We start from the raw sequence: 1,948 nt of genomic DNA, 5'->3' as shown, positions 1-1,948 counted from the left end.
CTCACCCGTGCGCCACTTTACTTTCCGTCCGAAGACGAATTTCACGTTCGACTTGCATGTGTTAAGCACGCCGCCAGCGTTCGTTCTGAGCCAGGATCAAACTCTCCGTAATAATCTATAAAAAACCCGAAGGTTTTTTTTACGGTACTTTTTTTACATCCAAAGAATTGACCGCTCAATCTTACAAATGCTGTCGCTATTTAGTTTTCAAAGATCAGGAGCGAAACTCGTCTAACTTAATTAATAACCCGAAACAGGTTCGACTGTCAAGCTATCGTTGCCCGGAGTAGGGAGCACTTCGACCCCCAGGCTCATCCCGAGCAACAGCGGCGAAATATACTCACATCGCCGGGTCATGTCAAGCGGATAGTGCAAGTTTTTTTAAAAAACTTGCGGTATCAGTAATCAGTAATCAGCAATCCGACATAACATATTAAAAAAACTGAAGAATACGTTCTTACCAGCTACTGAATACTGACTACTGATTATGGCGATTTGAGGATTCGCCTTAAATCGCATCCCCCGCCGTCAGAGCGACCAGTAAAACTTCCCCCGGATAGATCCTCGAGGGGCTCGTCCCGTGATGTCCGGCACGGGTGATCCTGGACAGCGACACTCCGAACCTTCTCGAGATGTCCCAGATGTTATCTCCCTTCCGGACCCGATAGCTGACGTACTTCACCTCTTCGAGGCTGGCTGCCACAGCCCTGGCCCGTCCCTCCCCCACCTCGCAGGGGACCCGGAGCATGTATCCATCCCCTCCCGCGGGAACCCTGTCCTTGAGTATGGCCGGGTTCAGGCTGCGAATCGAATCCACCGAACATCCCATGTGGAGCGCTACATCTTTCACGGGCACACCGCCCGGCACCTCGATCTGGAGATAATCGAGCATGGGCTGAAATCCCGGAAACAGGCCGTACCGTTCGGGTTCCATGGCTATGAGGAGAGCCGCGTAAAAAGCCGGGACGTATATCCTGGTTTCCCTGGGAAGGCGGAGGTTCTCCATGTCCGGCGCCAGGCCCGCCTTTCGGGCTTGCTGGATCGCATTTTTGACCCTCCCCTCTCCCGCGTTGTAGGCGGCAAGAACGTGGTCCCAGTCGTCGAAACGATCCATCAGGTACCGGATGTAACGGGCCGCGCCTTCCGTGCTTCTGACAAAATCCAACCTCTCATCGACCCACCGATCAGAGGTCAGGTCGAACCGTGAAGAGGTCGCCTTGATCATCTGCCACATTCCCACCGCCCCGGCGTGGCTCCTGGCCGATTGCCTGTACCCGCTCTCGATGATGCACAGGTAAGCCAGTTCGGGAGGCAGTTCATACTTTTCCAGGATCGGAACGATGTGCCCCAGGTAGCGGGTTGACAGGGACAGAGACTGACGGATGTCCTCCCTCTTGTCGGTGAGAAAATGGTCCAGCTGGACCCTTACGTCCCTGCGGTAAGCCCGGGAAAGTGCCCTCTGGGCCAAGGGCCCATCGTACCCCCTGGCCGCCGCAGGAGGCAGGGTCAGCTCTGGAGGGGTCTCCAAAGAAACTACTTCCGTCGGTCTCTCGATCGCGTTGGCATCCGGAGTCGTATTGGGGAAAAGGATCGTCAAGGCTGCAAAAAGAAAGACCGCGCAAACAGTCCCCGAAAAAAGCGCCGCTCCGGCGCCCCCGGTTCCTCGGGCGCTGTTTCCAGTCCAAAGTCCAGGGTCCAAAGTCCAAAGGTACAACCAGCGATTTCTCATCCGATTGAATAACTTCAATTTTATCCTCGACCAGGCCGGCCAGCCTGCAGTTGCCATTCGACATGCTCACGGTTCTGAGCTTGCCGAAGGGGAGTTCCGGGTTCCGGGTTCCGAAAAAACAGGTGAATCGTGAACCGTATAGCTTTGACAGGGTCGCAAAAAGTCCAATCCGGGACTTTTCGCTCCACGGAAAGGGAAAAGCGTCGTTTTCCCTTTCCT

Annotated in this window: 1 protein-coding gene and 1 rRNA gene; both read right to left on the bottom strand. The window is 54.8% G+C overall.

The annotated features are described in order from the left end of the window. Positions 1-112 (bottom strand): 16S ribosomal RNA (locus P1S46_12205); the annotation flags it as partial. 396 nt (positions 113-508) lie between these two features. After that, positions 509-1,528, bottom strand: a complete 1,020-nt coding sequence (locus P1S46_12200) for a transglycosylase SLT domain-containing protein (GenBank protein ID MDF1537231.1) — start codon at positions 1,526-1,528, stop codon at positions 509-511. Positions 1,529-1,948: the final 420 nt, after the last annotated feature.

The organism is bacterium (genome assembly GCA_029210545.1).
Lineage (GTDB): Bacteria > BMS3Abin14 > BMS3Abin14 > BMS3Abin14 > BMS3Abin14 > JARGFV01.
This window is presented reverse-complemented; position numbering and strand designations above follow the sequence as displayed.